Genomic DNA, 2,863 nt, shown 5'->3' with positions numbered 1-2,863 from the left:
CCTCTGCCGGTTCCTCGTCCGCAGGTTCCTCAGTCTCCGAAACGAGACCATCCACCGTGGGTTCCTCTGCAGGCAGGTCCTCTTTCGGCTCTACTGCCGGCTCCTCCGATGGCTCTGGTGCCGGTTCTTCCACCGACGGTTCCGCCGGCTGTTCTTCCGGTTCCTCTTCTTTTTTCTTGAAAATAAATTCCGTAGGCTTATCGTCCAGCACTTCCAGCCGGGCAGCGGAACGGGCCGCATCCATGGCGGCCTTCTTATCCCGGATCTTCTGGGCTACGTCCCCCAGGCGCTCCCCGGTTTTCCGGCTGATGGTCTGGGCCCGGCTCCCCACCTTTTCCGCCCCCTTGGACAGGGACCAGTGGGTGAGGAGGAGAATATCAATGAGCAGGAGTCCCAGTAAGAGAATGGTAGTCCCGATTTCCCCCAGGGCCCCGTGGAAGACGGCAGAGAGCCCGCCGCCGATGACGCCGCCGTAGTGGAGAATCTCAGAAATGTCCATTTCCCGTCCCAGGGGCACATAGTAATGATGCACCAGGGTCAGGAAGATGACGAAAAGCCCCCCCACCAGCAGGTTCCTCCGGGAAAAGGAAATCCCCCGGGACAGGAGGGCATAGCGCCCGCCGAAAACAATCAGAAAGAGGGCGCAGAAAATAGAACCCACCCCGAAAAGGAAGTGAATCCCGTCGCTCACCATTTTCCCCACCATTCCCGTGCCATCGCTGAACAGGGAAATCAGCGCAAAAACGCCGAAGAGGAAGATGATGATCCCTGATATTTCATAACTGCTGCTGGACGCCCCACCGGAGGTCTTCGCCTTACGCCGTCTCGGGGCTGCTGTTTTCTTCTTCATACCGAAACCCAATCACTCCTGTTTTCTCTTTGTCCGTATTTCCCAATGCTCGGAAATAGACTTTTCCTCCCCGTTTCTGACGGGCACATAATAATGATGCCCCTTCAGCTCGTCGGGGATATACTGCTGGTCCACCCAGCCCCCGAAATCGTGGGGATACCGGTAGCCATTGCCATGGCCCAGTTCATGGGCCCCGCTGTAATGGGCATCTTTGAGGTAATCCGGAATGGACCAGTCCGTCCTCGTCCTTACTTCCGCCGACGCCTTATCGATGCCCATGATGGCGCTGTTGCTCTTCGGCGCCAGGCAGATATAAAGCACCGCCTCCGCCAGGGGAATCCGGCCTTCCGGGAACCCCACCATTTCCGCCGCCTGGGCAGCGGACACCGCCACCGTGAGGGCCCGGGGATCTGCGAGACCCACATCCTCCGCCGCACAGATCATGATGCGCCGGGAAATGAAGGAAGGCTTCTCGCTGCCCGCAATCATGCGGGCCATGTAATGGAGCGCCGCGTCCGGGTCGCTGCCCCGCATACTCTTGATAAAGGCGGACACAATATCGTAATGGTAATCACTGTTCTTGTCGTACGCCGCCACATGGTCCCCCGCCACTTCCTTCACTTCTTTTTCCGTGAGAGTGCCGTTCATGGGTACCATGGAAGACGCCTGCTCCAGAAGATTCAGGGCCATCCGGATGTCCCCGGACGCATAGGACGCAATGAGGGCGAGCACGTCATCCGATGCCTGATAGCCGTAACTCCCCAGCCCCTTCACCGAATCCGTCAGCGCCCGGCGGAGAATGGCGATTTCCGCCTCCTGCGGCAGCGCCTGGAGCCGGATAAGCCGCACCCGGGAAAGAAGAGGCCGGTTGATCTCGAAATAGGGATTCTCTGTGGTGGCACCGATAAGGATAATGGTACCGTCCTCCACGTAAGGAAGCAGCAGGTCCTGCTGGCCCTTGTTGAAACGGTGAATTTCATCGATAAAGACAATGGTCCGCCGCTGGTAGTACCGGAGCTCATCCTTCGCCTTCGCCACCACGTCCCGGATTTCCTTCGTCCCGCTGGCGGTAGCATTGAGCTTCACGAAATGGCTCTTCGTCATCTTCGCAATCACCGAAGCAATGGTGGTCTTCCCGCAGCCGGGGGGCCCGAAGAGCAGGATAGAGGGGACCGTATCCCGCTCGATCATGCAGTAAAGAAAGGAATTCCTCCCCACCGCCGCCTCCTGCCCCAGGATCTCATCCAGCCGCTCCGGCCGCATCCGATCCGCCAGTGGCGCATAGGAAGGCTTCTCTCCGTTGTCAAAGTCAAATAAAGAATCCATAGCCGCCTCACTTAAATACAAATGTTCCTTTCTATTATCCCATAACGGTCAATGAATTTCAAATTGGGATGAAAGGACCCGGGCCTGTGGCCCTGAAGATCTAGATCTAGATCTAGGTCTAGGTCTACAGCCGCTCCGCAGCAGTCCCATGGCTAAGCAGCGTGTGTACGTACAGGGCATTGAGCCTTGAGCGGATCAGGCCCTTCGGGCCGATTCCAACTGTCCCCATCTGCGGCTCCCGCCATCACTCTTAGTGACTCTGCATATCCCCCGTCATCTCGAGCGGTGGCAGCATGCTATGTGGCTCTACCGGTAAAAATCGCTACAGCTACGATGAGTCGAGAAATCTCCCGGATAAATGACTATGACGGGGTTTCAAAAATAGATTTGAGAGTTGAGAGTTGAGGTCAAGGCGGCTTCGCCGCAGAACCGTCAGATTCCATCTATCCCCATCTGACTCTACCCTCATAACGTCATTTCGAGCGGTGGAAGCATGCTGAAAGAATCTGTCCTTAAAATCGCTACAGCTTCGATGAGTCGAGAAATCTCCCAGATAAATGACTATGACGGGGTTTTCAAAAATAGATTTGAGAGTTGAGAGTTGAGGTCTGGCGGCTTCGCCGCCGATTATTAGCCTCCTTCCTTGGGAAGGAGGTGGCTGCGAAGCAGACGGAGGTTAGCGATTGG

Annotated in this window: 2 protein-coding genes; both read right to left on the bottom strand. The window is 56.7% G+C overall.

Features of this window, described 5'->3' with window-relative positions; translation table 11 throughout:
* Window positions 1–850 (bottom strand): DNA translocase FtsK 4TM domain-containing protein (locus tag QZR21_RS08880; RefSeq protein ID WP_296975012.1); only part of this gene is annotated, 850 nt, incomplete at its 3' end.
* A gap of 12 nt (window positions 851–862) precedes the next feature.
* Window positions 863–2,176 (bottom strand): replication-associated recombination protein A, encoded by a 1,314-nt coding sequence (locus QZR21_RS08875; RefSeq protein WP_296975010.1) that lies wholly within the window; start codon window positions 2,174–2,176, stop codon window positions 863–865.
* Window positions 2,177–2,863 lie beyond the last annotated feature (687 nt).

This window comes from uncultured Dialister sp., from assembly GCF_900541605.1.
In the GTDB taxonomy this organism is placed as follows: Bacteria; Bacillota; Negativicutes; order Veillonellales; family Dialisteraceae; genus Dialister.
The sequence above is the reverse complement of the archived record's forward strand: the minus strand, read 5'-3'. Positions and strand labels throughout refer to the sequence as shown.